Consider the following 24842-nt stretch of genomic DNA (forward strand, 5'->3'; position numbering starts at 1 on the left):
AGCTGCAACGGCTTGGTCGAAGCGTGAGGAGCCTTGACCGTGCCGCGTGTGTTCATGTTAGCTGACTCTCCCGGGGGCGCCGACGCGGCGTTCCCGAAGCATGTCCGGAGGGATCAGGGGTCATGGATTCGGCCGCGACCGCGCTGGACGACCGTCTGCCGTCCGATCGCCTGTTGCGGGCAACCGCCGCGCAATGGAACGCTGCCTTGGTCTGGACATCGGCCGACGGCACCATCGTCGGTGCCAACCCCGGCTTTGCCCGGCTGGCCGGCCTCCCTCTGGAGACGCTGGTCGGCCGCACGCTGCCTAGCCTGCTCGATCTCGGCGGACGTGACTGGCAAGCGGTGTGGGACGGTGCGCGGGGGGATCATCCGCCGCCCGGTGCCGGCGCCCTGCGGATCCTGCGCCATGATCCGGTCCCGGTCGATCTGTTTTGGCAGCATCTGACCGACGGGGACGATGAGCTGCTTCTGTGCGAGATGCGCAACTATGACGAACGTGAGCGGGCGGAGGCGGTGGCCCGCCTGCAGCAGAATGTTCTGGAGCTGGTGGCGACTGGCCGGTCGCTGAAGCAGGTCCTGGATTTCCTCTGTCGGCAAGTGGAGGCCTGCGCGCCGGATGTCGCCTGTTCGGTGATGCTGCGCGATGACGAAAACCACATGCGGGTGGCGGCCGCTCCGTCGCTGCCCGCCGCTTACATCGCCATCATCGAAGGCTTTCCGATCGGGCCGAATGTCGGGGCCTGCGGCAGCGCGATGAGCCGGGGCGTGGCGGTCATGTCGGCGGATATCGCCGCCGATCCGCATTGGGCGCCGTTCCAGGCGCAGACGCTGGCCCATGGGCTGGCGGCCTGCTGGTCCAACCCGATCAAGGGGCGGGATGCCCGCATGCTGGGCAGCTTCGCGCTCTATTACCGCGAGCCGCGCCCAGCCCCTCCCTTTCATCGCCGGCTGGTGGAAGCCTGCGTGCATCTGTGCGCGCTCGCCATCGAACATGACCGGGCGCGGGCGGAGATCAACCGGCTGGCCTACTTCGACACGCTGACCGGGCTGCCCAACCGTCAGCTTCTGGCCGACCGCGCCACTGCGGCGCTGGCGCTGGCCGGGCGCACCCGGCAGCCGGTGACGCTGATGTTCCTGGATATCGACCGCTTCAAGACCATCAACGACTCGCTGGGGCATGCGGTCGGCGACCGGCTGCTGGTGGAGGTGGCGACCCGGCTGAAGCAGCTGTTCATCGAGGGCGACACGCTGGCCCGGCTGGGCGGCGACGAGTTCGTGGCGTTGCTGCCGGGCTGCGATGCGGCACACGCCTCGCTGCTGGCCGAGCGGGTGCTCGCCGCCCTGGCGGTGCCGGTGACGGTGGCCGATCTGACGCTGACCCCGACCGCCAGCATCGGCATCGCCGTGCATCCCGACGACGGCATGGATTTCGACACGCTGCTGCGCCAGGCCGACGCGGCGATGTACCGGGCCAAGCAGGCGGGCCGCAACCGCTGCCACTTCTTCCGCCGCGACATGAACGAACAGGCGGTGCGCCGGCTGGAGATGGAGGCGGCGCTGCGCGAGGCGCTGGACCGCCAGGAGACGGGCTGTCTGGAGGACGAGGCACCGTTCGAGCTGTATTACCAGCCCCAGTTGCGGTTGAAGCCGAACTGCCTGCACCGGGTAGAGGCGCTGATCCGCTGGACCCACCCGCGCTGGGGAGCGGTATCGCCGGTGGAGTTCGTGCCGCTGGCCGAGGAGTGCGGGCTGATCGACCGGCTGGACAGCTGGGTGTTGCAGACATCGGTGGCGCAGCTCGGCCGCTGGCGCGCGGCGGGGGTGCCGGTGCCCGGGCTGGCGGTGAACGTCTCCGCCGTCCGCTTCGCCCGCGGCGACCTGCCGGATCAGGTCCGCGCCGCGCTGGCCACCAACGGCATCCCGGCCAACGATCTGACGCTGGAGATCACCGAACGGCTGATGATGACGGAAGAGATCGGCGTCCATGATGCGCTGGATGCCCTGCACGCGCTGGGCGTCACCCTGTCCATCGACGATTTCGGCACCGGCTATTCGTCCCTGAGCTATCTGAAGCGTTTCCCGGTCGGCGAACTAAAGATCGACCGCAGTTTCGTCAAGGAGCTGGACATCGACGCCGCCAACCGGCCGCTGGTCCGCGCCATCATCCAGATCGGCGAGGCGCTGGGCCTGACCGTCGTCGCGGAGGGGGTGGAGCGTGAGGCCCAGCACCGCATGCTGGAGGCGGAAGGCTGCGCCATCGGCCAGGGTTATCTGTTCGCCCGGCCGATGCCGTCGGCAGCGCTCGTCAGCTGGCTGGCGGGGGAGGGCAAGCACTGGGTCGAATGTCCGGTCGCCGCCTGCTTCAGCATCTGAAACATTTGCAGGGGAAATGGTCCCGTTTTTCTTTGGATTTACGGGGTACTTCGGGCGCAATTCACCGTTCGAATCGGTATTATGCGGATCCGCCGGAGTAATGGAGATGCGGGCAAGGATCTGGGCAATACGATATAGCCGCAACGCTCCTTTGCCGGCGAAGCGCAGGTCATCCTGTTCTAGACCACGCGACTGTCTTGTGTCCCAACGTTTGGGGCGATAGAAGGTCCACTCAGCGGCATGTGCGGTCAAGCAAACTGACCACGGTGTTCCGCCTTGCGGATTTCCGCCGGGTGGAATGTCCGGGGGACACAAGGGGAGCACCCGCACGCCGGACGACCATGGGGCGAGAGGAAATCCGCAATGGCGAGCCAGGGTGAATCCAAGTGGGTCTACAGCTTCGGGGCCGGTGCCACCGAAGGACGGGCCGAGATGAAGAACCTGCTGGGCGGCAAGGGCGCCAATCTGGCCGAAATGGCCAATCTTGGCCTGCCCGTTCCGCCGGGCTTCACGATCACCACCGAGCTGTGCACCTATTTCTACGCCAACGGACGCTCCTATCCGCCGGAGCTGACGGCGCAGGTGAACGCCGCCATCACGCGGCTGGAAACGGCGATGGACGCCAAGTTCGGCGATCAGGCCAACCCGCTGCTGGTGTCGGTCCGGTCCGGCGCCCGTGCGTCGATGCCGGGCATGATGGACACCGTCCTCAACCTGGGCCTGAACGACGCGACCGCAGCCGGCCTCGCCAAGCGGTCGGGCGACGGCCGCTTCGCCTACGACAGCTACCGCCGCTTCATCCAGATGTACTCCAACGTCGTGCTCGACGTTGAGCATCACCATTTCGAGGACATCCTCGACAACCACAAGCGCGACAAGTCCTACAACCTCGACACCGACCTGTCGGCCGAAGACTGGCAGGCGGTCATCGAGGACTACAAGAAGGCGGTCGAGCGCGAGCTGGGCCGGCCCTTCCCGCAGGATGTGCAGGAGCAGCTGTGGGGCGCCATCGGCGCCGTCTTCGATTCGTGGATGAACGCCCGCGCCATCACCTACCGCAAGCTGCACGACATCCCGGCCGCCTGGGGCACCGCGGTCAACGTGCAGTGCATGGTCTTCGGCAACATGGGCAACGACTGCGCCACCGGCGTGGCCTTCACCCGCAACCCGTCGACCGGCGAGAACGCCTTCTACGGCGAGTATCTGGTCAATGCCCAGGGCGAGGACGTCGTCGCCGGCATCCGCACGCCGCAGCACCTGACCGTCGCCGGCAAGATCGCCAACAAATCCGACCTCCCCGCCATGGAGGAGGTGATGCCGGAGGTGTTCAATCAGCTGAACGAGGTCCGCCTCAAGCTGGAGAAGCACTACCGCGACATGCAGGACATCGAGTTCACCGTCCAGCAGAACAAGCTGTTCATGCTGCAGACCCGCAACGGCAAGCGCACCGCCCCGGCGGCGCTGAAGATCGCCGTCGATCTGGCGAACGAGGGCGTCATCGACCAGAACGAGGCGGTCCGCCGCATCGATCCGGCCTCGCTCGACCAGCTGCTGCACCCGACGCTGGACCCCAAGGCCGACCGCAAGATCATCGCCAAGGGCCTGCCGGCTTCCCCCGGTGCGGCGTCGGGCAAGGTGGTCTTCACCGCCGACGAGGCCGAGCAGATGGCCGGCAAGGGCGAGTCGGTGATCCTCTGCCGCATCGAGACCTCGCCTGAGGACATCCACGGCATGCACGCCGCCCGCGGCATCCTGACCAGCCGCGGCGGCATGACCAGCCATGCGGCGGTGGTTGCCCGCGGCATGGGCCGTGCCTGCGTGTCGGGCGCCGGCGACCTGCGCATCGACTACAAGACCAAGCAGATGTCGGTCCGCGGCGTCGCCGTCAAGGAAGGCGACATCCTGACCATCGACGGCTCCACCGGCGAGGTGATGCTGGGCGAGGTTCCGACGATCCAGCCGGAGATGTCGGGCGACTTCGCCACCCTGATGGGCTGGGCCGACAAGATCCGCCGGATGAAGGTTCGCGCCAACGCCGAGACCCCGCTGGACGCCCGCACCGCGCGGAAGTTCGGCGCCGAGGGCATCGGCCTGTCGCGCACCGAGCACATGTTCTTCGACCCGGAGCGCATCCTGGCCGTCCGCGAGATGATCCTGGCGGAGGACGAGGCCGGCCGCCGCAAGGCGCTCGCCAAGCTGGAGCCCTTCCAGAAGAAGGACTTCGTCGATCTGTTCACGATCATGGCCGGCCTGCCGGTGACGATCCGCCTGCTCGACCCGCCGCTGCACGAGTTCCTGCCCAACACCGAAGAGGACATGGCGGAGGTCGCCCAGGCCACCGGCACCGATCCGCTGCGGGTGCGCCACCGCACCATCCAGCTGCATGAAGCGAACCCGATGCTGGGCCATCGCGGCTGCCGTCTGGGCATCTCGTACCCCGAGATCTACGAGATGCAGGCCCGCGCCATCTTCGCCGCCGCCGCCGAGGTCGCCAAGACCACCGGCGAGGCCGTCATTCCCGAAGTGATGATCCCGCTGATCATCACCCGCAAGGAGTTCGACATCCTCAAGGCGGTGATCGACCGCGCCGCCGAGCAGGTGAAGGCCGAGACCGGCGTGACGGTGGAGTATCTGACCGGCACGATGATCGAGATCCCGCGCGCGGCCCTGAAGGCCGGCGAGATCGCCGAGTCGGCCGAGTTCTTCAGCTACGGTACCAACGACCTGACCCAGACCACGCTGGGCCTGTCGCGTGACGACGCCGGCAGCTTCCTGCCGGAGTACCAGCGCCAGGGCATCCTGGAGCAGGACCCGTTCCAGTCGCTGGACGTCACCGGCGTCGGCGAACTGGTGGAGATCGCCACCGAGCGCGGCCGGAAGGTCCGTCCGGACATCAAGCTCGGCATCTGCGGCGAGCATGGCGGCGACCCGGCCTCGATCTCCTTCTGCGAGAAGGTCGGTCTGACCTATGTCTCCTGCTCGCCCTACCGCGTGCCGATCGCCCGTCTGGCGGCGGCGCAGGCTGCGCTGAACAGCGACACGGTCAAGCGCGACTGAACCTGTTCGGGTAGCTGAAACGACTTCGGCCCTCTTCCCGCAAGGGAAGGGGGCCGTTTCGTTTTGGGGGCGGGGTTGGGTTGGTGGAACAGCGTGGAACGGTTTTCGGGGGACTGTTCACTGTTCCACGCGCCGCCGCCGGGCATGGGTGGTGGCGGTCGGATGGAACGTTTGGAACAGGTTGGAACGGTTTTCCGGGGGCTGTTCACTGTTCCATCCGGCGGGGCGGGTGCGCGGGAGGGCGGGCGCAAGGGGACGTGGCACCAGTCGCGATGCATGCAGGACACTCTTCGGGCGGCTGAGGCTTATAGTCCTATCATGGGTGGCGGTCGGTGTTAAGGGGGCGTGGGAAAGGGGGGGCGTGTGGCCTACTGCGGTGATGCAGCTGGTCGTTCGTCGGGAGTACCCCAGCTATCGAGCCAGTACGCGACATTGCGTATAGGGATAGTTTGGCTAGCGGCAGCTTGGGAGGGCGCTTCGGCGATGATTTTTAGTCTACAAGTTATCAGCAGTTTGTTCATTAGCGTCTGGCTTTTGGTGTCCGCTTTACAACGGCCTCCCACTCGCGACCTGTCACAGGGGACTTGAGGAAAAAGTCAGTGAGTAGGTCTACAAAGTCCTGAATTTCTCCTTGGTTATTATGGTCAATGTCAAAGTGTACATTTCCATTATTCATATGGCAGCGTAGCCGTAGTTGCTTTTCTGCAGCCCTATCCACAAGGCTTTGTGGATCAACGTCAGCGATAATGCCGTGTCGATGCGCGGCGGCTAGCCTTTTCGCAAGAAGAGTGCGTTTTCCAATCTCGTCTTTTATCGCTTGTATATTATTCCCTAAGCCAAATCTGGCTGCTAGATCGTCTAAAGCTCCAGTTGCTTTTCTAATTGTCACATCCCGAATATTAGTAACAGACTCGAAGGTTCGAAAATTCAAGATAAATACCATTCCTTCCCAAGCAAGGAAGTCGATGGCGCCGTCAAAACTCACAACGGCTCCATCAATAGCTACCATCTCGTTTTGCTCACGGCTGAATATAGCAGCCACCATCCCTTGTTCTCGAAGTGTGACCGTTAATCCGCGGGAGCCACGAACAAGCGTAAGGAGGCGACCGTCAGCGAAGTTAAGCCGTGTAACGTAGAAGCGTGCCTTCTCGATCACCTGTTCATCACCGTCGAACCTTAAAGGCCAATCGTCGCCTGGAATCGCGTCAAGCCAATTTGCAATAGCAGGAACATCGGCAAGAGACATGACACCGATGCAGCCATCGGCCATAGCATCAAAGTCAAACTCTTCGAGTGCTTGATCATCGGTTGCGCGGTTCTCTAACTTGAGCAACGCTTCTCGAGCGGAAGACGCTATACGATCTGCAACAGATCCTTGCATTGCTACTTTATGCCAATTTTCCCGTCGCTCTCGTGTTTTGGGAGAGAATATGAGTACATGGCAACCAATTCGGTCTCGCGCATTCAGAGTCACTCGCATATCGGTCAAAGCAGCAAAGGCATCGTCAATCAGAGGCATGGCGTCTCTCAGAATCACGAAGAGAAGTATAGCTTCGAAGGTTGAATTTCGTGCAATGTAACAGTTTCCCCAGGTAAGATCTCCTGTTTCTGCGTAATGACCGTTATGGAGCGGCTGTTAGGGAGTTCGACGCGGAAGATCCTATATTTAAATAATAAAAAATAAGGATTGACGTACATTGCATCGGTTCGAAGCATAATCAAAATCAAAACGACATAAAAAACGATGGCTGGAGCAACCTTTGCAGGTAAGCTAAGATCATCGATCATAAGCGGGGGAATATAAGAAAGCATATATCCAAGAACGCTTTGATCAAGTGATTCTAATGGCTTTACGGCATATCGAGAGGGAGATGCGGCAGAGAAGCCATTGCGTAAATCCAAGAACACAAAAATTGACAGGAGAAAAAAGGCTCCTGCAATTGCCATCACGATAATGTCGTTTCCTTCTAAGCCCTGCTTCCCCCATTCGTGCTGCACTGCTAAACCGACACAGAGCAACAGATAAAGTGGTCCAAATGAGCAGAACAGGAAGCGAGCACGATACCAAGTCGTCATCCCTTCCTCCGGAACAAAAATAGAACATAATGGATATGGAAGATGCCTTCAACATTTTTCGCCATCTAACCAACCTAGCCCTTCACTTGGAAAGCTTCGCAGGGGGTTACTATGGCGTGAATCAGCCACCTATCTCGCATGCCCCTTCGGCTTCGCCCTTGCGAACGTTCCGGCTTCCAGTGGGTTGTTAGGCCAGTAGCGTTTCGGGTATTAGCCCCTCAAAACCGCTTTTACTGCCTTGGCGGCGTTGGCCTAGAAGTTCGGGACGTGGCTAGTGACCTGCACCGAGCGGAGAACAGCAGTTGCAACAGCAACTCTCTGTAGCTCCGGCAATCCGCAGCCGTTCCTTACTCTGCCGCCACCGCCATCGGCACCACCCGGCAAGTCCCGCGCACCAGATCGACGTCGATTTCCGCCGCGACCAGTTCCGGCCGGATGCTCATTCCATCACGGACCAGCCGCACCAGACCGTGCTTCGCTAGGTCTTGCAGAGCGCGCGAGACATTCGGCTGGGCGCGGTCGGCGAGTTGGGCGAGGCGGGAGACCGTCTCCGGGCGTTCGGTGGCGATCAGGTGCATCAATGCCCGATTGGCCGGAGTCAGCACGCCGAGAAGGCCGGACACCGACTTGCCATCCGTCACGGACTGCATCGGGGGAACCGGGCGGGTGCCCTGGGCGACCGCCAGCATCTCGTCGCGCAAATCATGCAAGGTCCGCATCGCCGGTCTCTCCTTCGTCATCCTCGGTGTCCTCCATCGCGATGGTCAGTGCGACACCCGCCGTCCGGCAGGCGCGCTCCGTCGCCGCGAAGAAATCGGTCAGCAGCGCGTCCGCTCCGGTGAAGGTATAGGGAACCGGATCGGCCACACGGCCATAACGGTGCTCATGGTCGAAGTGCGTTTCCCGGCCGACTCCATGCGCGTTGTCGAAGCCCATCAGGCGGGTGCCGTCCACATCGTGCAGGGTCAGCGAATAGCGCATGCCGTGGGGCTTCTCCGCTGTGACCGGCGTTTGCCAGATGCGAAACCGCAGGCTCCACCCATTCTCCAGCCAGTAGCGCCGCTGGTGATACCCGAGAAGGCGCTCAATCGCTTCATCAACCATATATCGCTCACTGATATATGCTTCAATATGGCATCATTGAATATCGCAAAAAGATATAAGCTAGGGCTGGATGACAGGGGCAGGGCTCTTCCCTGGCGTCGTGAGAGGAACCACCCCCCTTGGTGCTCCGCTGGAAAACGGGTAGCGACCCGGCCCCCGCCTAACGTTCCCCGAGACCCCGATACAGCTCCATATACTCCTCCGCCGGCCCGTGCCAGCCGAAGTCCCGCGTCATGGCGCGGCGTTGCATCGCCTGCCAGCGGTCGGGCTTACGGTAGACGCTCATCGCGCGGCGCAGCGCCCACACCAGTTCCTGGCCGGTCGCGTTGACGAACTGGAACCCCGTCGCGCTGCCATCGGCGCTGGCGGCCGGGTTGGCGTCGATCACCGTGTCGGCGAGGCCGCCGGTGCGGCGGACCAGCGGCAGCGTGCCGTATTTCAGGGCATAGAGCTGGGTCAGGCCGCAGGGCTCCGAGCGGGACGGCACCAGGAACAGGTCGGCACCGGCCTGGATGCGGTGGGACAGCGGCTCGTCATAGCCGATGCGGACGCCGATGGACTGCGGATGCCACTGGGCAAGCTGGCGGAAACCGGCCTCGCTGGAAGCGTCGCCGCTGCCCAGAACCACCAGCTGGCCGCCCCAGGACACCCATTGGCCGGCGGCCTCCAGCACCAGATCGAGGCCCTTGTGCCAGGTCAGGCGGCTGACCACGGCGGCTAGCGGGGCGTCGGGCCGGCGGTCCAGGCCGAAGGCGGATTGCAGGTCGGCCTTGCAGGCGTCCTTTCCGCCAAGATCGTCGGCGCTGTAGCGGGCCGGCAGATGCGGATCGGTCGCCGGATCCCACACCGCGTAATCGACGCCGTTCAGAATGCCGGTCAGCACGTCGGAGCGGGTGGCGAGCAGGCCCTGCAGGCCGGTGCCGTGCTCCGCCGTCTGGATCTCGTTGGCGTAGGTCGGGCTGACCGTGGTCAGGCGGTCGGCATAGAAGCAACCGGCCTTCAGGAAGCTGATGTTGCCGTAATACTCGACCCCATCGACGCGGAAGCTGGAGGAGGGCAGGCCGAGGTCGCCCATCATCCAGGGGCCGAACAGGCCCTGATAAGCGATGTTGTGGATGGTCAGCACCGTGCCCGGCCGGAAGGGGCCGGCGAAGCGGTCGGGGCGCAGGGTCAGATAGGCGGGGATCAGCGCCGCCTGCCAATCATGGCCGTGCAGGATGTCGGGCCGCCACCAGGGATCGTAGGAGGTCTCCGCCGCGAAGCCGGCGGCGACCCAGGCCAATGCTGCGAAGCGCAGGGCGTTGTCGGCCCAGTCCTTGCCGTCCGGCCCGAGATAGGGGTTGCCGGGACGGTCGTACAGCGACGGCGCCTTCAGCGCATAGGCGAGAACCCCGTCGGCGGTGCGGCCGATGCACAGCTGGGCGCGGTCGCAGCCGGGCAGGTCGGTGATCAGGTCGCCGACCTCATGCAGGTTCTGCAGGCTGTTCAGAACGGCGGGATAGCCCGGCAGCAGCAGGCGGACATCGGCGCCGGCGGCGTTCAGGGCCGGCGGCAGGGCGGCGGACACGTCCGCCAGCCCCCCCGTCTTGACCATCGGGTAGCATTCGGACGTGACGTAGAGGACGCGCATCGGGAAGGCACTCGGATGAAAGGCAGGAGGGGCGGAAGGCCGGAGGGCGCAGGCATGCTATAGCGCCGATGCGGGGCCGGTGGGGAGCCGGACCGCATCGGCGCGGAAGACGGGCGGCGAAAGGCCGCCTTACTCCTTCGGCAGCTTCTCGATCATCTCGCGGGTGATCAGGACGACGCCGCCCTCGCTGCGGTGGAAGCGCTTGGCGTCCAGCTCCGCGTCCTCGCCGACGACGAGGCCGTTGGGGATGCTGACGCCGCGGTCGATCACCACCTTCTTCAGGCGGCAATGGCGGCCGATGTCGCACTCCGGCAGCACCACCGCCTCGTACAGCTCGCTGTAGGAGTTGACGCGGACCGAGCTGAACAGCAGCGAGCGGCGCACGGTGGAGCCAGAGATGATGCAGCCGCCCGACACCAGGCTGTCGATCGCCGTGCCGCGGCGGTTCTCGTCGTCGAAGACGAATTTGGCGGGGGGAAGCTGTTCCTGATAGGTGAAGATCGGCCAGTCGCGGTTGTACATGTTCAACTGCGGCGTGACATGGCAGAGGTCGAGGTTGGATTCCCAATAGGCGTCGATGGTGCCGACGTCGCGCCAGTAGGGGCTGTTGTCGGGCGCGTCGATGATGGCGCTGTCGGCATAGTCATGGGCGACGATCCGGGCGCCGGTCTTCACCAGATGCGGGATGATGTCCTTGCCGAAATCCCGGCTGGAGCCGGGGGTGGCGACGTCGCGCTCCAGCTGTTCGTAGAGGAACTGGGCGTTGAAGACGTAGATGCCCATGCTGGCCAGCGCCATGTCGGGGCGGCCCGGCATCGGCGGCGGGTCGGCCGGCTTCTCGACGAAGTCGATGATGCGGCGCTCCTCGTCGATGTGCATGACGCCGAAGCCGGTCGCCTGTTCGCGCGGGACCGCGATGCAGGGGACGGTGACGTCGGCCTTGCGGTCGATGTGGTCGAGCAGCAGCGCGCCGTAGTCCATCTTGTAGATGTGATCGCCGGCCAGGATCAGGACATATTCCGGCTCGTGATCGCGCAGGATGTCGAGGTTCTGGTACACGGCGTCGGCGGTGCCCTGGTACCACTCGGTCTCGCTGACGCGCTGCTGGGCCGGCAGCAGGTCGCAGAACTCGTTCATCTCGCCGCGGAAGACGTTCCAGCCGCGCTGGAGATGGCGCAGAAGGCTGTGAGACTTGTACTGCGTCAGCACGCCGATGCGGCGGAAGCCGGAGTTGACGCAGTTGGACAGCGCGAAGTCGATGATGCGGTACTTGCCGCCGAAATAGGTCGCCGGCTTGGCCCGCCGGTCGGTCAGCTGCTTCAGACGGCTTCCGCGTCCCCCGGCCAGCACCAGCGCCACCGCACGTCGCGGTGCGAGGCGCAGATCCCGTTTGTCGAGCATGGCCGTTACCCCCTTTGCCTTATTCTTGCGGCCGCTCGCCTGCGGCCATTCCATATGGAGGCGTTGACGGTGCCACATCTCGCCGCCATGTCCAATAGGCGCGGCGGAAGGGTCGCATCGGCTTACCCGCCGCAATACCTCTTCGCGGTCCTAGGAGGAAAGAGGGGCGTATGCACCACCCCTCCGAACGGACTGGATGAAAGAGGTAGGGTGTTGGGCCGGGACGGCTGCGATGCCGTCGCAATGGGCGTCTTGCAGGCCATGATGTGCCCAAATTTTCATCATTTGCCGGAATGGCAGCCAGAATGCTGGATGAAAGCGGAGCGAAGCTGGGCTGCCGGCCCTGCCGTTCGGTCGAAAGCCCGGAATTTGCGGCGAAATGTCGGTTCCAAAATCTGCCTATTTCCTGTGCAAACACCGGGTGCGACTCGTAGGAGGGTGCCCGTTCGGGGGGCCCGGCCCGAGACAACCCTGACGATTCCAAGCCGTTTTCGACTGGCACGCTTCTTGTAACGGTGGAGGCGTCCTTGGTCCCGTCCGCCGCCCCGTCTTTGCCGGGGACGGGGCGACCGGGACGGGGTCGCCCCAGTGCGGTGCCCTGTGCGCGGAACACCTCCGGTGCCGCGCCGGCCGTCCGGGGGTGGGAGCGATTTTGGAGAAAGAGGAGCCTCGATGAACCGTCTGTTCCTTATGGCCGCACCGATGATGGCGGTTGCTCTGGGCGCGGTCGGCATGCCGGCCGCAGCCCTTGCCCAGGATCCGGCGGCTGCCGCCGCTGCCGCGGCTGCGGCTGCCACCGCTGCTGCCGCACCGGCGGCTCCGGCGCTGAATGGCGGCGACACTGCCTGGATGCTCATCTCCACCGCGCTGGTGCTGATGATGACCATCCCCGGCCTGGCGCTGTTCTACGGCGGCATGGTCCGCAAGATGAACGTGCTGTCGACGGTGATGCAGAGCTTCGCCATCACCTGCCTGATCAGCGTCCTGTGGTACGTCATCGGCTACAGCCTGGCCTTCACCGGCACCGGCGCCTATGTCGGCGGTCTCGACCGGCTGTTCCTCAACGGGCTCGACTTCACGAAGGCCTTCGTGCTGGGCGAGGCGACGGGGTCGGGTGTCCCGACGACCATCCCCGAGCCGGTCTTCATGATGTTCCAGATGACCTTCGCGATCATCACCCCGGCCCTGATCACCGGCGCCTTCGCCGACCGCATGAAGTTCTCCTCCCTGCTGGTCTTCACCGCGCTGTGGTCGATCGTGGTCTATGCGCCGATCGCTCACTGGGTCTGGTACCCGTCGGGCTTCCTGTTCGGCCTGGGCGTGCTGGACTTCGCCGGCGGCACCGTCGTGCACATCAACGCTGGCGTCGCCGGCCTGGTCGCCGCGCTGGTGATCGGCAAGCGCAAGGGCTACCCGAAGGAAGCCTTCATGCCGCACAACCTGGTGCTGTCGCTGATCGGCGCCTCGCTGCTGTGGGTCGGCTGGTTCGGCTTCAACGCCGGTTCGGCCCTGACCGCCGGTCCGCGCGCCGGCATGGCGCTGGCCGCCACGCACATCGCCACCGCCGGTGCCGCCATGGGCTGGCTGTTCGCGGAGTGGATCGTCAAGGGCAAGCCGTCGATCCTCGGCATCATCTCCGGCGCCGTCGCCGGCCTGGTCGCGGTGACCCCGGCCGCCGGCTTCGTCGATCCGACGGGTGCCATCGTCATCGGCATCGTCGCCGGCGTGGTCTGCTTCTGGTCGGCCACCAGCCTCAAGCACATGCTGGGCTATGACGACAGCCTGGACGCCTTCGGCGTGCACGGTGTCGGCGGCCTGATCGGCGCCATCCTGACCGGCGTCTTCGCCAAGATGTCGGTGTCCAACAGCGAAGGCGGCTTCGCCTCCGTCCTCCAGGCCGACCCGAAGGCCACGCTGGGCCTGCTGGAAGGCAACGCCGCCGCCGTGTGGATCCAGGTCCAGGGCGTCGCCTACACCGTCGCCTGGTGCGCCATCGCCACCTTCGTCCTGCTGAAAATCGTCGACGTGGTCATGGGCCTGCGCGTCGAGGAAGATGTGGAGCGCGACGGTCTCGACCTCGCCCTGCATGGCGAGAGCATCCACTAAGAACATCCCTTTCCCACGGGTCTCTCGCGAAAGGCCGCCGGTTCTCCGGCGGCCTTTTCCGTGTCCGATTGTTGCGCGGAGCGGAACGCTGTGGCGCGGGCGGGCCGGCTTCACGGCGGGGCTGCGAGGGACTACCTGTGGTGCATCGTCATTGTGTCCGCTCAGGAGTTGCCGCCATGTCCGCCAAGCCAGCCGCCCCCGCTGTCCGCCCGGTGCTTGCCGCCGTCGAGGGCATGGCGACCTCCGACGGCGCCGGGGTCAGCATGACCCGCATGCTGGGCTCGCCGCGCCTGCGCACGCTCGACCCCTTCCTGATGCTGGACCTGTTCGGATCCGACCGGCCGACCGACTATCTCGCCGGTTTCCCCGACCATCCCCACCGCGGGTTCGAGACGGTGACCTACATGCTGGCCGGCCGCATGCGCCATGCCGACAACCATGGGCATGAGGGCGTGATCGAGACCGGCGGCGTGCAGTGGATGACCGCCGGCCGCGGCCTGATCCATTCGGAGATGCCGGAGCAGACCGAAGGGCTGATGCGCGGCTTCCAGCTGTGGATCAACCTGCCGGCCCGGCTGAAGATGACCGAGCCGCGCTATCAGGAGTTCCCGGCCGCCTCCATCCCGGTGGAGCGGCGCGAGGACGGGGCGACCGTCACCGTCATCGCCGGCGACACCGCCCGCGGCACGGCGGGCCCGGTGCGGGCCGAGGCGACCGACGCCCGCTATTTCGACGTGGCGCTGCCGCCGTCGGTGTCCTTCGCCGAGCCGCTGCCGGCTGGGTACACCGCCTTCCTGGTGCTGTTCGAAGGCACGCTGGCTGTGGGGGGCGAAGCTCCGCTTTCCGGGCCGCGGGTGATCGTGCTGGGCGACGGCGAGCGGGTGGAGGCGGTCGCCGGACCGGAGGGCGCGCGCTTCCTGCTGCTGGCCGGCGAGCCCATCGGCGAGCCCATCGCCTGGGCCGGTCCCTTCGTCATGAACACGCGGGAAGAGGTGATGCAGGCCTTCCGCGACTTCGAGGAAGGGCGCATCTGATCCCTGGTGCGCGGCATCTCGTTCCTTGCACCCCCGCCACCGCCGGTTATCATGGCGCATTCCGTGTTAACACGAACGATGGCGGGGGCGGGGCGATGCGTGCAAAGGGGCTGTTGGGTGGGATCAAGGCGGCGGTCGCCGCGGCGCTGCTGGCCGTGACGATGATCGTAGCCCCGATGACGGCCAAGCCCGCCGCCGCGGCGGACGTCTCCAAGGCCGCGGCGGACTTCGGGCCGGAGGGCGCCTGGACCAACCAGTGCGACATCGACCGGATGACCGACAGCAAGACCTGCCGGCTGATGATCTACCGCCTGTTCGACGACGGGAAGGATGTCGGCTTCGTCGCGCTCAGCATCATTCCGACCGGCAACGACTTCCACCTGTTCCTGACCACCAGCCAGGGTCTGATCGACCGCTGCGCCATCCGCGTCGACCGCCAGCCGCGCATCGAATCGCATGTGGCGACGCTGAACATGTGCATGTTCCCGAACTTCGTGTCCGGCCGCGTCGCCGACCAGTTCCGCAACGGCTCGACCATCCTGGTCCGCGTCAACTCCCGCGTGGGCAAGCGCGACATCGATTTCCCGCTGAACGGCTTCTCCCGCACCTTCGAGGAGATGCAGCGCAGCCTGCAATGAGGGTGGGGGGCCGGTCCCGGCCCCGTCCCCGCCCCTTTGGCCTTACCCCGGCAGCCGGTAGCCAGCCGCCGGTTCCTGCATCGGGCAGCCGTTCCGCTCCATGCGGAATTCGGCGGAGCGGTCGTAGGCAAGGCGCCGGGCGCGCATGATCGAGCCCAGCGGCCGGTGCGCCGCCAGCCCATGCCAGGGGCTGAAGGACAGCCGGTCGTCGCCGGCGCGCGACCGCTCCTCGCTCCAGGCCGTCTGCGGCGGCACGGCGATGCGGGCGATGGTGCGGTAGGGGCTCAGATCCTCCGGCCACACCACGCTGGCATCCTCCACCGGCATGCGCTCCTCGTCGGTGCGCAGCTGGGCGCGCAGCTCCCAGACGGCTTCGTGGTCGCGGAAGAACTCCGTCACCGCCTCGCGCAGGCCGTTCGGCTTGCCGTTGAGGTCCAGCGGCGCGTTCTCCAGCGCGGTCAGGTTCGGCGAGACCGGGACGATCGATAGCTTGGCGATGTGGTCGCCATGGCGCAATGCGGCCTGGCTGTAGAAGGTCTCGCCCAGGATGTGGGTTTCCGGATGGCCGCCCAGCGTCTTCAGCGTCGCGCTTTCGCCGCCGAAGGCCTCCACCACCCGTTCGGCGACGCGCAGGCCGGCCGAAAGCACCTTTTTCGCGGTTTCCGCCCGGTCGGTGGTGGCGGCCAGCAGCTTCAGCGTCGACAGGAACCGTCTGGCATCGGGAGCCGAGAAGGCGGGGGCGTTGGCCATGACGAAATCCTGCGTGGCCTCGCCCTCCGACCCCGGCAGCCGCTCGCCGGACACGCCCAGCACCTTTACCGCCAAGCCGCGCGGGGTCGAGACGCTGTCGGGCAGTATGTCGCCCGGCGTCGTCGACAGCCGCAGGATCGCCGGATAGCTCTCCGCCTTCGCGAACAGTCCCTGGGCCAGTTCGGCCGGCAAATCGTCCAGCACATCCAACCGGCCGATCAGCAGCCCGTGGCTCTTGGCATGGACGCTGCGGTTGGCATGGCCGCTGTCCTCGAAGGTCCTGGCGCTGATCGACAGCATCGTTTCGGCCAGATCGTTGAAGACCTGCGCTTCATCGGGGCCCGGATTCTCGACCGACGGCGTATAGGCCAGGGGTCTGGCAGCGCGCCGGGGGGTGGGCTGGGTGGAGGCAGCGGACACGGGCGGGGCTCCCGAAGAGGAGGAAAGGGCGGGGTGCTGCCGGGACAACAACCGCGCACTGTCCTCTGTTCCGCAACGATGTGGCCGCGCTTTCCTGCGGTGATAGCGCGCAGGGCCGCTGGCAAGGAGCCGCGATATCCTGGGCGGTTATTGTGCAGGTGCGAGAATGGCCGACGGTTGTAGCGGTTTGCGCTGCAAAACGAGAGGACGGCCTGCGCAAATAATCGGTCGCGCCTCATGCGCGAGGATTTTGTAACTTCTCCAATCTCCTATGGAAAATTAACCATGAATCCCAGGGAAGTCCTTGGCAGATGACTCTGGCGCTGAAGTGACTGTGCTGCTTATCCTTTTGTCAGGAAAGGCCATACCTCTTTACGCCTCCCGCGGCTGCTCGACACGCGGCCATCGGGGGCGGCCGGACAGGCGAGCGAAGGGTGTCTCATGACCGGACGGAGCGTCATCTGGTCCTCCATACGGATGCGCAGCAGTGTCCTGCTGTTGGGGCTGCTTGTGCTGGCGACCCTGTCGGTGCCGGCGCGCGGGCGGGCGACGCCGCCCAACAGGACGGTGCTGGTCCTGCATTCCTACCACCAGGGCTATGAGTGGACCGACGGACAGGCGGACGGCATCTCCGACATGCTGGCCTCTGCGGCGCCCAATGCACTGGCGATCCCCTATTATCTCGACTGGAAACGCTTTCCCGACCCCGCCGGGATCGAGCGGCTGCGGGCGCTGATCGCCTACCGCCACCCCAAGGGTACCGTCGATGCCATCGTCTCCACCGACGATGCCGCGCTGTCCTTCGCCCTGGATTTGCGGCACGAGGTCTACGGGCCGGTGCCGCTGGTGCATGGCGGCGTGCTGCCGATTTCGGCGCGGCGGCTGACCGAGCGCGAGGCCAATGTCGTCGGCATCGACGAGGCCAAGGACATCGAGGGCACCGTGCGCATGGCGATGGCCGCCAATCCGCGGCTGCAACGCCTGTTCATCCTGCACGACGACACCGAGACGGGCCTCGGGCTGGATGCCGAGATCGAAGCGCTGGCCGCCGCCGGCCGCTTCCCCGCCGGGGTGGAGCGGCAGACCCTGCCGGCGCTGCCCTTCGCCCGGCTGAAGGAGCGACTGGCCGCCCTGCCGCCGGACAGCGCGGTGCTGCTGGGCACCTATGCCACCGACCCGGAAGGCCTGGTCCTGCCGCCCGAGCAGTTCCTGGAACTGATGAGCGAGAAAAGCAGCGTGCCGATCTACGGCTTGCAGGAATTCCTGCTGGGCCATGGCATCGCCGGCGGCAGCCTGCTGAGCGGGCAGGAGCATGGCCGCTCGGTCGGTCGGCTGGCCGCCGCCCTGGTGAACGGCACGTCCATCGCCGGCCTGCCGGCGGAGCAGCGCCAGTCGGTCGTCCGGGCCGCCGATTACGGCCAGATGCAGCGCTACGGGATCGATCCCGCGCGGCTGATGCCGCTCGACCGGCTGGTCGACAAGCCCTTCTCCTTCCTGGAGACCTACCGCTGGCTGGTGGTGACGGTCGGCGGCGTGCTTCTGCTGCTGCTCGGTATGGTTCTGGTGCTGTCCCTCACGCTGCGCAGCCGGCGGAAGGCCGAGGCGGCGTTGCAGCGGAGCAACGAGGCGCTGACCGAGTCGCGCCGGCAGTTGCAGGCCAAGGTCGTCGAACTGACCGCCAGCAAGGAGGCGCTGCGCGAACGCGGGCGGTGGATGCGGCTGGTGGCGGAGGCTTCGCGCGACATCATCTGGACCTGGGACATCGTCAACGACGTCCGCGTCCTGTCCGGCCGGGTCGAGGAGTTGCTGGGCGTCGATGCCGCCAGCATCGATTCCCGCGCGGCCTGGTTCGACCGCATCCATCCCGAAGACCGGTCGCTGGCGGAGGAAGCGTTGCAGCGCCACCTGTCGGGCGAAGTGCCGGAATACCGGGTGGAGTACCGGATCCGCCACCGCGACGGCAATTACCTGTGGCTCTACGCCACCGGCAAGTTCCTGTTCGATGGGGACGGGCAGGGCGGGACAGGAGGACGGGGAAAGCCGGTGATGATGGGCGGCTCCTACACCGACATCACCGCGCAGAAGCGGCAGCAGGCATGGCTGGACCATCTGGCCCATTACGATTCCCTGACCGGCCTGCCCAACCGGCTGACATTGGAAAAGCATATCGACCGGCTGATCGCCGAGACCAAGACATCCGGCAAAGCCGGGCCTCTGGCGCTGCTGTTCCTCGACATGGACAATTTCAAGTTCATCAACGACGGCTTCGGCCACAAGACCGGCGACGAACTGCTGATGATGCTGGGGCTGCGCATCCGCAAGGGTGCGGGCGACGGACTGTTCATCGCGCGGCTGGGCGGCGACGAGTTCGTGGTGGTCGTCCAGGGGGACGAGGCCGGCGAGCCGGCGGAGGTGGCGCAGCGGCTGGAACAGGCGTTCGCCGCCCCCTTCCTGGTCGAAGGACAGCAGTTCTTCGTCACATGCAGCGTCGGCATCGCCCGCTATCCCTGGGACGGCCGCTGCTTCGACGATCTGTTGCAGAACGCCGACACCGCCATGTACCGGGCCAAGGACAGCGGACGCGGGCGCATCTGCACCTTCACCGCCGACATGAACCTCAAGGTGGTGGAGCGCATGCGGTTGCTCAGCCGGGCCCGGCTGGCCTTCGACCGCCAGGCCTTCACCGTGCATTACCAGCCGCAGGTCGCGACGCGCGACGGCCGGGTCCGCGGTTTCGAGGCGCTGGTCCGCTGGACCGACTCAGAATTGGGGCCGGTGTCGCCCGACCGCTTCATTCCGGTCTGCGAGGATTCCGGCCTGATCGTCCCGCTCGGCCTGTGGGTGCTGGAAACCGCCTGCATCGAGGCGGCAGGACTGGCCTGCCGCGGGGCCGGCGACGTGACGATGAGCGTCAACATGTCGGCGGTCCAACTGGCCCAGCATGATTTCGTGCCGCGGGTTCTGGAGATCCTGGCCCGCACCGGCCTGCCGGCGAACCGGCTCGAGCTGGAAATCACCGAGTCGCAGATGATCGGCTCGCTCGACGCCGCCATCGGCAAGCTGAACGCGTTGCGGAAGGCCGGGATCCACATCGCGCTGGATGATTTCGGCACCGGCTATTCGTCGCTGACCTATCTGCGGACGCTGCCGATCAGCACGCTGAAGCTGGACAAGGCCTTCATCGACGACGTCCACCGCCGGCCCGATGCACGCAGCATGGTGTCGTCCATCTCGCGCATCGCCCACGACCTGAGCCGCAGCGTGGTGGCGGAGGGGGTCGAGGAGGCGGCCCAGTGGGAGGTGCTGTCGCTGATGGGCTGCGATCTGATCCAGGGCTATTTCATCAGCCGCCCCCTGCCGGCCGACCGCATCGACGCCTTCCTGGCCGCCTGGGAGGACCGGCGGGCCGATCTGCCGGTGATTCGCGACGATGTGGTGGTCGGCATGCCGACCTCCGGGGCGAACCGGCCGTTCCTGCCGATTTCGTAGGGGCCGATTTCGTAGGGTTGGAATAGCGGCCCAGGGCTGCGGAATTCGCCAAGCTTCGACGGCTTGCATCCCTCTCGGCGGCTGACGATGCAAACGCGAAACGCCCCGCAGGCTGGCCGCGGGGCGTTTTTGAACGCGGGGCTTTTGGGGCCGGAGGCGCCGGGCTCAGTGCCGCGTGCGGGCCGGGGTGATGTAGACGCCGTCCCAATCGACGCCGAACAGGGCGTCGTCGCCGGCCTCTTCGACCAGATCGTCATATTCGTGGGCCTCGATCAGCCCGAAGATGGAGGCGGTGCCGGAGGCGTCCAGGTCGCAGGTCACCACATGGCCGCCCACCTCGACGGAGGTGAAGAACACTTCCGGCAGTTCCATGCTGTCCAGGTCGGCGGTGACGGCGGCTTCGATCTCGTGGATGCCGCGGGCCGACAGCGACACGCGCAGCTTGGCCGCCTGGGAGGCCCAGACGATGCGCTTGACGTGTGCGGGCTCCTTCATCTCCGCGACGCCCGGCGCCTCGTCGCCTTGGCCGGCCATCGCAATCATCCGGGAAACCAGGGTCGAGGTGCTGCTGGGTGCGCGCATTGAAGCCTCCGCTCGTTCGATGACGACAGATTTGCGCGCAGCCGGTTAACGGGGTCTTAAGCCGGTACCGGGGCTAAAGCCTTACCACCTGGGGAGTAGTCCTATCCGATCGGTTTTAGGTGCCCGCGAGCGCGGCGGCGACCCCTGCCGCAACCCGGGCATTGTTGCGGATCAGCGCGATGTTGGCGGTCAGGCTGCGCCCGCCGGTGATGGCCTCCAGCGCCGCCAGCAGATGCGGGGTGATGTCCTTCCCCTTGATTCGCCTGGCATCCGCATCGGCCAGCGCCTGGGCGACCGCCGCCTCCATCGCGTCGGCGTCGAGTTCGTCGGCAGCCGGGATCGGATTGGCGAGCAGCACGCCGCCCTCCAGCCCAAGCTGCCATTTCGTCCGCAGAATTTCCGCCACCTCCTGCACGGTGTCACAGCGATGATCGACGGAGAGGCCGCTGCGGCGGCTGTAGAAGGCGGGGAATTCCTCCGTGCCGAAGCCCAGGACCGGCACGCCGCGGGTTTCCAGCAGCTCCAGCGTCTTGGGCAGGTCGAGAATCGACTTGGCCCCGGCGCAGACCACGCAGACCGACGTGCGGGCCAGCTCGTCGAGGTCGGCGGAAATGTCGAAGCTGGTCTCCGCCCCGCGATGAACGCCGCCGATGCCGCCGGTGGCGAAGACGGAGATGCCGGCCAGCCGGGCCCCGATCATCGTCGCCGCCACCGTGGTGGCGCCCAGGGCTTTGGTCGCCAGGGCGACGGGCAGGTCGCGGCGGCTCAGCTTGCGCGCGGCATGGCCGGCGGTCGCCAGTTGTTCCAGCGCCTCGTCGTCCAGCCCGACTCGGATGTGCCCGTCCATCACCGCGATTGTGGCGGGGACGGCGCCGGCGGTCCGCACCTCCGCCTCCAGCGCGCGGGCGGTCTCCAGATTGCGCGGATAGGGCATGCCGTGGGAGATCACGGTCGATTCCAGCGCCACCACCGGGCGCCCCGTGGCGAGCGCGTCGGCGATTTCCGGCGTCGGCAGCAGGGTGGTCGGCAGCAGGATCGGGTGCATGCGCTGGGTCTCCGCTTGGAATGCCCTATATTAGGACGCATGTCCGCTGCACACCAATCCAATCAGGGCGCGTCCAATCCAGGCCGCCCGCACCCCGACACCTGGATCAAGGTCCTGCCCGAGGGCCTGTATGTCGAGCCGGGGGGCTTCTACATCGACCCTGTGCGCCCGGTGGAGCGCGCGGTCGTCACCCACGGCCATTCCGACCATGCAAGGCCCGGCAACCGCAGCGTGCTGGCGACGTCCGGCACGCTCGCCATCATGCGCCAGCGGATGGGCGAGGGGGTGGGCGGCAACCTGCAAGCGCTGGACTATGGCCAGACCCTGCGCATCGGCGACGTCACGGTGCGGATGGTGCCGGCCGGCCATGTGCTGGGCAGCGCCCAGGTGGTGATGGAGCATGCCGGGTCGCGCGTGGTGGTGTCGGGCGATTACAAGCGCCGGCTCGACCGCACCTGCGCGGCCTTCGAGCCGGTGCCCTGCGACGTCTTCGTGACCGAGGCGACCTTCGGCCTGCCGGTCTTCCGCCATCCGCCCGATCTGGGAGAGGTGCAGAAGCTGCTGCATTCGATGGCGCTGTTCCCGGAGCGCAGCCATGTCGTCGGCGTCTATGCGCTCGGCAAATGCCAGCGGCTGATCACGCTGCTGCGGGCGGCGGGATACGACCGGCCGATCTGGCTGCATGGCGCGCTGGAGCCGCTGTGCCGGCTCTACAGCAGTCTGGGGGTGGAGCTGGGGGAGCTGAGGCCGGCGACGGTGGCGGCGAAGGAGGAGTTGAAGGGGGCCCTGGTGCTGGCCCCGCCGGCGGCGGTGGCCGACCGCTGGGCCCGGCGGCTGGCCGATCCGGTGGTGGCGGTGGCGTCGGGCTGGATGCGGGTGCGCCAGCGCGCCCGCCAGCGTGGGGTGGAGCTGCCGCTGGTCATCTCCGACCATGCCGACTGGGACGAGCTGTGCCAGACGCTGGAGGATGTCGGCGCGCCGGAGGTCTGGGTCACTCATGGCCGGGAGGAGGCGCTGGTCCATTACGCCACCGGCCGCGGCATCCGCGCCCGCGCGCTGGCGCTGATCGGCTTCGAGGACGAGGACTCGGAGGGGATGCCGGAGAAGGCCGGGGAAGGAGAGGCGTCGTGAACCGCTTTGCCGCGCTGATCGACGCGCTGGTCTTCATGCCGTCGCGCAACGGCAAGATCCGCCTGCTGATCGAGCATTTCGCCACCGCGCCCGACCCGGAGCGCGGCTGGGCGCTGGCGGCGCTGACCGGGGCGCTGAGCTTCCGCGAGGCCAAGCCGGCGGCGATCCGCGAACTGGCGGCAACCAGGGTCGATCCGGAGCTGCTGGCGCTGTCCTACGACTATGTCGGCGATCTGGCGGAGACGGTGGCGCTGATCTGGCCGGAGCGTCCTGAGCGCGCCAACAGCCTGCCGCCCAGCCTGGACGAGGTGGTGGAGGCGCTGCGGGCCGCCAAGCGCGGGCAGGTGATCGGGCTGGTGGAGGGCTGGCTCGACACGCTCGACTCGTCGGGGCGCTTCGCCCTCTTGAAGCTGATCACCGGGGCGCTGCGCATCGGCGTCTCGGCCCGGCTCGCCAAGACGGCGCTGGCGGAATGGGGCAAGGCGGCGCGGCCGGAGGTGAGCGTCGACGATGTGGAGGAGGTCTGGCATGGGCTGAACGCCCCCTATGCGGAGCTGTTCGCCTGGCTGGAGGGGCGGGCCGAGCGGCCGGCGACCGGGGCCGGTGCCGGCTTCCGCCCGATGATGCTGTCCCACCCGCTGGAGGAGGAGGACCGCGCCGGGCTCGATCCCGCCGCCTATGCCGCGGAATGGAAATGGGACGGCATCCGCGTGCAGATGGTGGCGCGCGGGGGAGAGCGGCGGCTCTACAGCCGCACCGGCGACGACGTGTCCGGCGCCTTCCCCGACATCGTCGATCACATGAGCTTCGACGCGGTGCTGGATGGCGAACTGCTGGTGGCGCGCGACGGGGTGGTGGCGCCCTTCAACGATCTGCAACAGCGCCTCAACCGCAAGACGGTGACGGCGCAGATGCTGCGCGACGGGCCGGCCTGGGTGCGGCTCTACGACATCCTGTTCGACGGCGAGGAGGATCTGCGCGGCCTGTCCTTCGTCGAGCGGCGCGCCCGGCTGGAGCGCTGGTACGAGGCGGTGCAGCCGCGGCGGATGGATTTGTCGCCGCTGGTGCCGTTCGACCGGTGGGACGAGCTGGTGGCGCTGCGGGAGGGGGCGCGGGAGAACGGCATCGAGGGGCTGATGCTGAAGCGCCGCGACAGCGCCTATCTCGCCGGGCGGCCGAAGGGGCCGTGGTTCAAGTGGAAGCGCGGGGCGCTGACGCTCGACACCGTGATGATGTACGCCCAGCGCGGCCACGGCAAGCGGTCGAGCTATTATTCGGACTACACGTTCGGCGTCTGGCGCGGCGAGGAGCTGGTGCCGGTCGGCAAGGCCTATTCCGGCTTCACCGATGCCGAACTGGTCGAGCTGGACCGCTGGGTGCGCAACCACACCACCCGCCGCTACGGCCCGGTGCGCGAGGTCGAGGCCGGGCTGGTGCTGGAGGTCGCCTTCGACAGCGTGCACCCCTCGAACCGGCACAAGAGCGGGCTCGCCATGCGCTTCCCCCGCGTCCACCGCATCCGCTGGGACAAGCCGGCGCACGAGGCCGACCGGCTGGAGACGCTGGCGGCGATGGTGGCGGGGTAGGGCAGGAGCCTACCGCAGCGGAGCGGTCACCACGTCGACGGAGGTCTCCGCCACGGTGCCTGCCACATCGACGGCGGTGCCGGCGATGCTGGCGGCACCGCTGGCCACGCCGGTGACGACGCCGCAGCCGGTCAGCGAAGCGCCGAGCAGCAGCAGGGCGGCGAGCGGAAGAAGGCGGCGCGTGGCGGGGTGGCGGGACGTGGAGCGGCGGGACATGGCGTCCTCCAAAAAACCGGAAACGGATAAGGGGCGATTGCAGCACGCAATTCCGACCGAAAGGTTAATTCCGGCATTTGGCGCAAGAGCGATGAATTCCGCCGCCGCACGGTGCGGCGTCTTTTCAGGTTGGCGCCGAGTATTACAAGTAATTCATGGTGGTGTAATACCTTGATGTAGGTTCTCGCAAGGGCGCGGACGG

General features: G+C 66.5%; 18 protein-coding genes. 8 read left to right on the top strand and 10 right to left on the bottom strand.

The window, feature by feature from the left end; genetic code table 11:
* Positions 1-122 precede the first annotated feature (122 nt).
* Together ABNQ38_RS24720 and ppdK are read left to right on the top strand one after the other, a co-directional pair.
* A complete protein-coding gene (locus tag ABNQ38_RS24720; RefSeq protein ID WP_377808492.1) occupies positions 123-2375 on the top strand; it encodes a putative bifunctional diguanylate cyclase/phosphodiesterase in 2253 nt (750 codons plus the stop codon).
* A gap of 363 nt (positions 2376-2738) precedes the next feature.
* On the top strand, positions 2739-5432 hold the full coding sequence (gene ppdK, locus ABNQ38_RS24725; RefSeq protein WP_377808493.1) for a pyruvate, phosphate dikinase: 2694 nt from the start codon (positions 2739-2741) through the stop codon (positions 5430-5432).
* A gap of 520 nt (positions 5433-5952) precedes the next feature.
* Here ppdK and ABNQ38_RS24730 read toward each other — a convergent pair.
* The 6 genes from ABNQ38_RS24730 to glgC all read right to left on the bottom strand — a co-directional run bounded on the left by ABNQ38_RS24730 (position 5953) and on the right by glgC (position 11643).
* Entirely contained in the window at positions 5953-6951 is a 999-nt protein-coding gene (locus ABNQ38_RS24730; RefSeq protein ID WP_377808495.1) for a Kiwa anti-phage protein KwaB-like domain-containing protein, read from the bottom strand.
* A gap of 14 nt (positions 6952-6965) precedes the next feature.
* A complete protein-coding gene (locus ABNQ38_RS24735; protein WP_377808496.1) occupies positions 6966-7508 on the bottom strand; it encodes a hypothetical protein in 543 nt (180 codons plus the stop codon).
* A gap of 347 nt (positions 7509-7855) precedes the next feature.
* Complete coding sequence (locus ABNQ38_RS24740) at positions 7856-8227, bottom strand: helix-turn-helix domain-containing protein (RefSeq protein WP_377808498.1); 372 nt, start codon at positions 8225-8227, stop codon at positions 7856-7858.
* The gene (locus ABNQ38_RS24745) at positions 8211-8612 is read right to left on the bottom strand and encodes a DUF6516 family protein (RefSeq protein WP_377808500.1); all 402 of its coding nucleotides are present in this window, start codon (positions 8610-8612) and stop codon (positions 8211-8213) included. The genes ABNQ38_RS24740 and ABNQ38_RS24745 overlap by 17 nt, the downstream gene beginning before the upstream one ends.
* Before the next feature lie 160 nt (positions 8613-8772).
* Entirely contained in the window at positions 8773-10242 is a 1470-nt protein-coding gene (gene glgA, locus ABNQ38_RS24750) for a glycogen synthase GlgA (RefSeq protein WP_377808503.1), read from the bottom strand.
* A 129-nt stretch (positions 10243-10371) separates the two neighbouring features.
* Positions 10372-11643: a glucose-1-phosphate adenylyltransferase gene (glgC, locus tag ABNQ38_RS24755; protein WP_377808504.1), complete on the bottom strand. Its 1272-nt coding sequence runs from the start codon at positions 11641-11643 to the stop codon at positions 10372-10374.
* Between the two features lie 672 nt (positions 11644-12315).
* Here glgC and ABNQ38_RS24760 point away from each other — a divergent pair.
* The 3 genes from ABNQ38_RS24760 (at position 12316) to ABNQ38_RS24770 (ending at position 15421) form a co-directional block, all read left to right on the top strand.
* Complete coding sequence (locus tag ABNQ38_RS24760) at positions 12316-13749, top strand: ammonium transporter (protein ID WP_377808506.1); 1434 nt, start codon at positions 12316-12318, stop codon at positions 13747-13749.
* Between the two features lie 176 nt (positions 13750-13925).
* Positions 13926-14783, top strand: a complete 858-nt coding sequence (locus ABNQ38_RS24765) for a pirin family protein (RefSeq protein WP_377808508.1) — start codon at positions 13926-13928, stop codon at positions 14781-14783.
* A gap of 95 nt (positions 14784-14878) precedes the next feature.
* A complete protein-coding gene (locus ABNQ38_RS24770; protein WP_377808509.1) occupies positions 14879-15421 on the top strand; it encodes a hypothetical protein in 543 nt (180 codons plus the stop codon).
* Positions 15422-15463: 42 nt separating this feature from the next.
* On the opposite strand, the gene ABNQ38_RS24775 is transcribed toward ABNQ38_RS24770, so the two are convergent.
* Positions 15464-16591 (bottom strand): catalase family protein, encoded by a 1128-nt coding sequence (locus ABNQ38_RS24775; RefSeq protein ID WP_377808510.1) that lies wholly within the window; start codon positions 16589-16591, stop codon positions 15464-15466.
* A gap of 441 nt (positions 16592-17032) precedes the next feature.
* Between ABNQ38_RS24775 and ABNQ38_RS24780 the strand changes: the two genes are divergently transcribed.
* A complete protein-coding gene (locus ABNQ38_RS24780) occupies positions 17033-20080 on the top strand; it encodes an EAL domain-containing protein (RefSeq protein WP_377808512.1) in 3048 nt (1015 codons plus the stop codon).
* Positions 20081-20245: 165 nt separating this feature from the next.
* Here the strand turns inward: ABNQ38_RS24780 and ABNQ38_RS24785 are convergent, their stop codons facing one another.
* Both ABNQ38_RS24785 and ABNQ38_RS24790 read right to left on the bottom strand, forming a co-directional pair.
* Positions 20246-20662: a hypothetical protein gene (locus ABNQ38_RS24785; protein WP_377808513.1), complete on the bottom strand. Its 417-nt coding sequence runs from the start codon at positions 20660-20662 to the stop codon at positions 20246-20248.
* Positions 20663-20777: 115 nt separating this feature from the next.
* Positions 20778-21707, bottom strand: a complete 930-nt coding sequence (locus tag ABNQ38_RS24790; protein ID WP_377808515.1) for a pseudouridine-5'-phosphate glycosidase — start codon at positions 21705-21707, stop codon at positions 20778-20780.
* Positions 21708-21746: 39 nt separating this feature from the next.
* Between ABNQ38_RS24790 and ABNQ38_RS24795 the strand changes: the two genes are divergently transcribed.
* Complete coding sequence (locus ABNQ38_RS24795) at positions 21747-22838, top strand: ligase-associated DNA damage response exonuclease (RefSeq protein ID WP_377808517.1); 1092 nt, start codon at positions 21747-21749, stop codon at positions 22836-22838.
* Positions 22835-24424 carry a cisplatin damage response ATP-dependent DNA ligase gene (locus tag ABNQ38_RS24800; protein WP_377808518.1) on the top strand — a complete coding sequence of 530 codons (1590 nt, stop codon included), beginning with the start codon at positions 22835-22837 and terminating at the stop codon, positions 24422-24424. The genes ABNQ38_RS24795 and ABNQ38_RS24800 overlap by 4 nt, the downstream gene beginning before the upstream one ends.
* Before the next feature lie 9 nt (positions 24425-24433).
* Here the strand turns inward: ABNQ38_RS24800 and ABNQ38_RS24805 are convergent, their stop codons facing one another.
* Complete coding sequence (locus ABNQ38_RS24805) at positions 24434-24640, bottom strand: hypothetical protein (protein WP_377808520.1); 207 nt, start codon at positions 24638-24640, stop codon at positions 24434-24436.
* Positions 24641-24842 lie beyond the last annotated feature (202 nt).

The sequence above is a fragment of the Azospirillum sp. A29 genome (assembly GCF_042604625.1).
In the GTDB taxonomy this organism is placed as follows: Bacteria; Pseudomonadota; Alphaproteobacteria; order Azospirillales; family Azospirillaceae; genus Azospirillum; species Azospirillum palustre.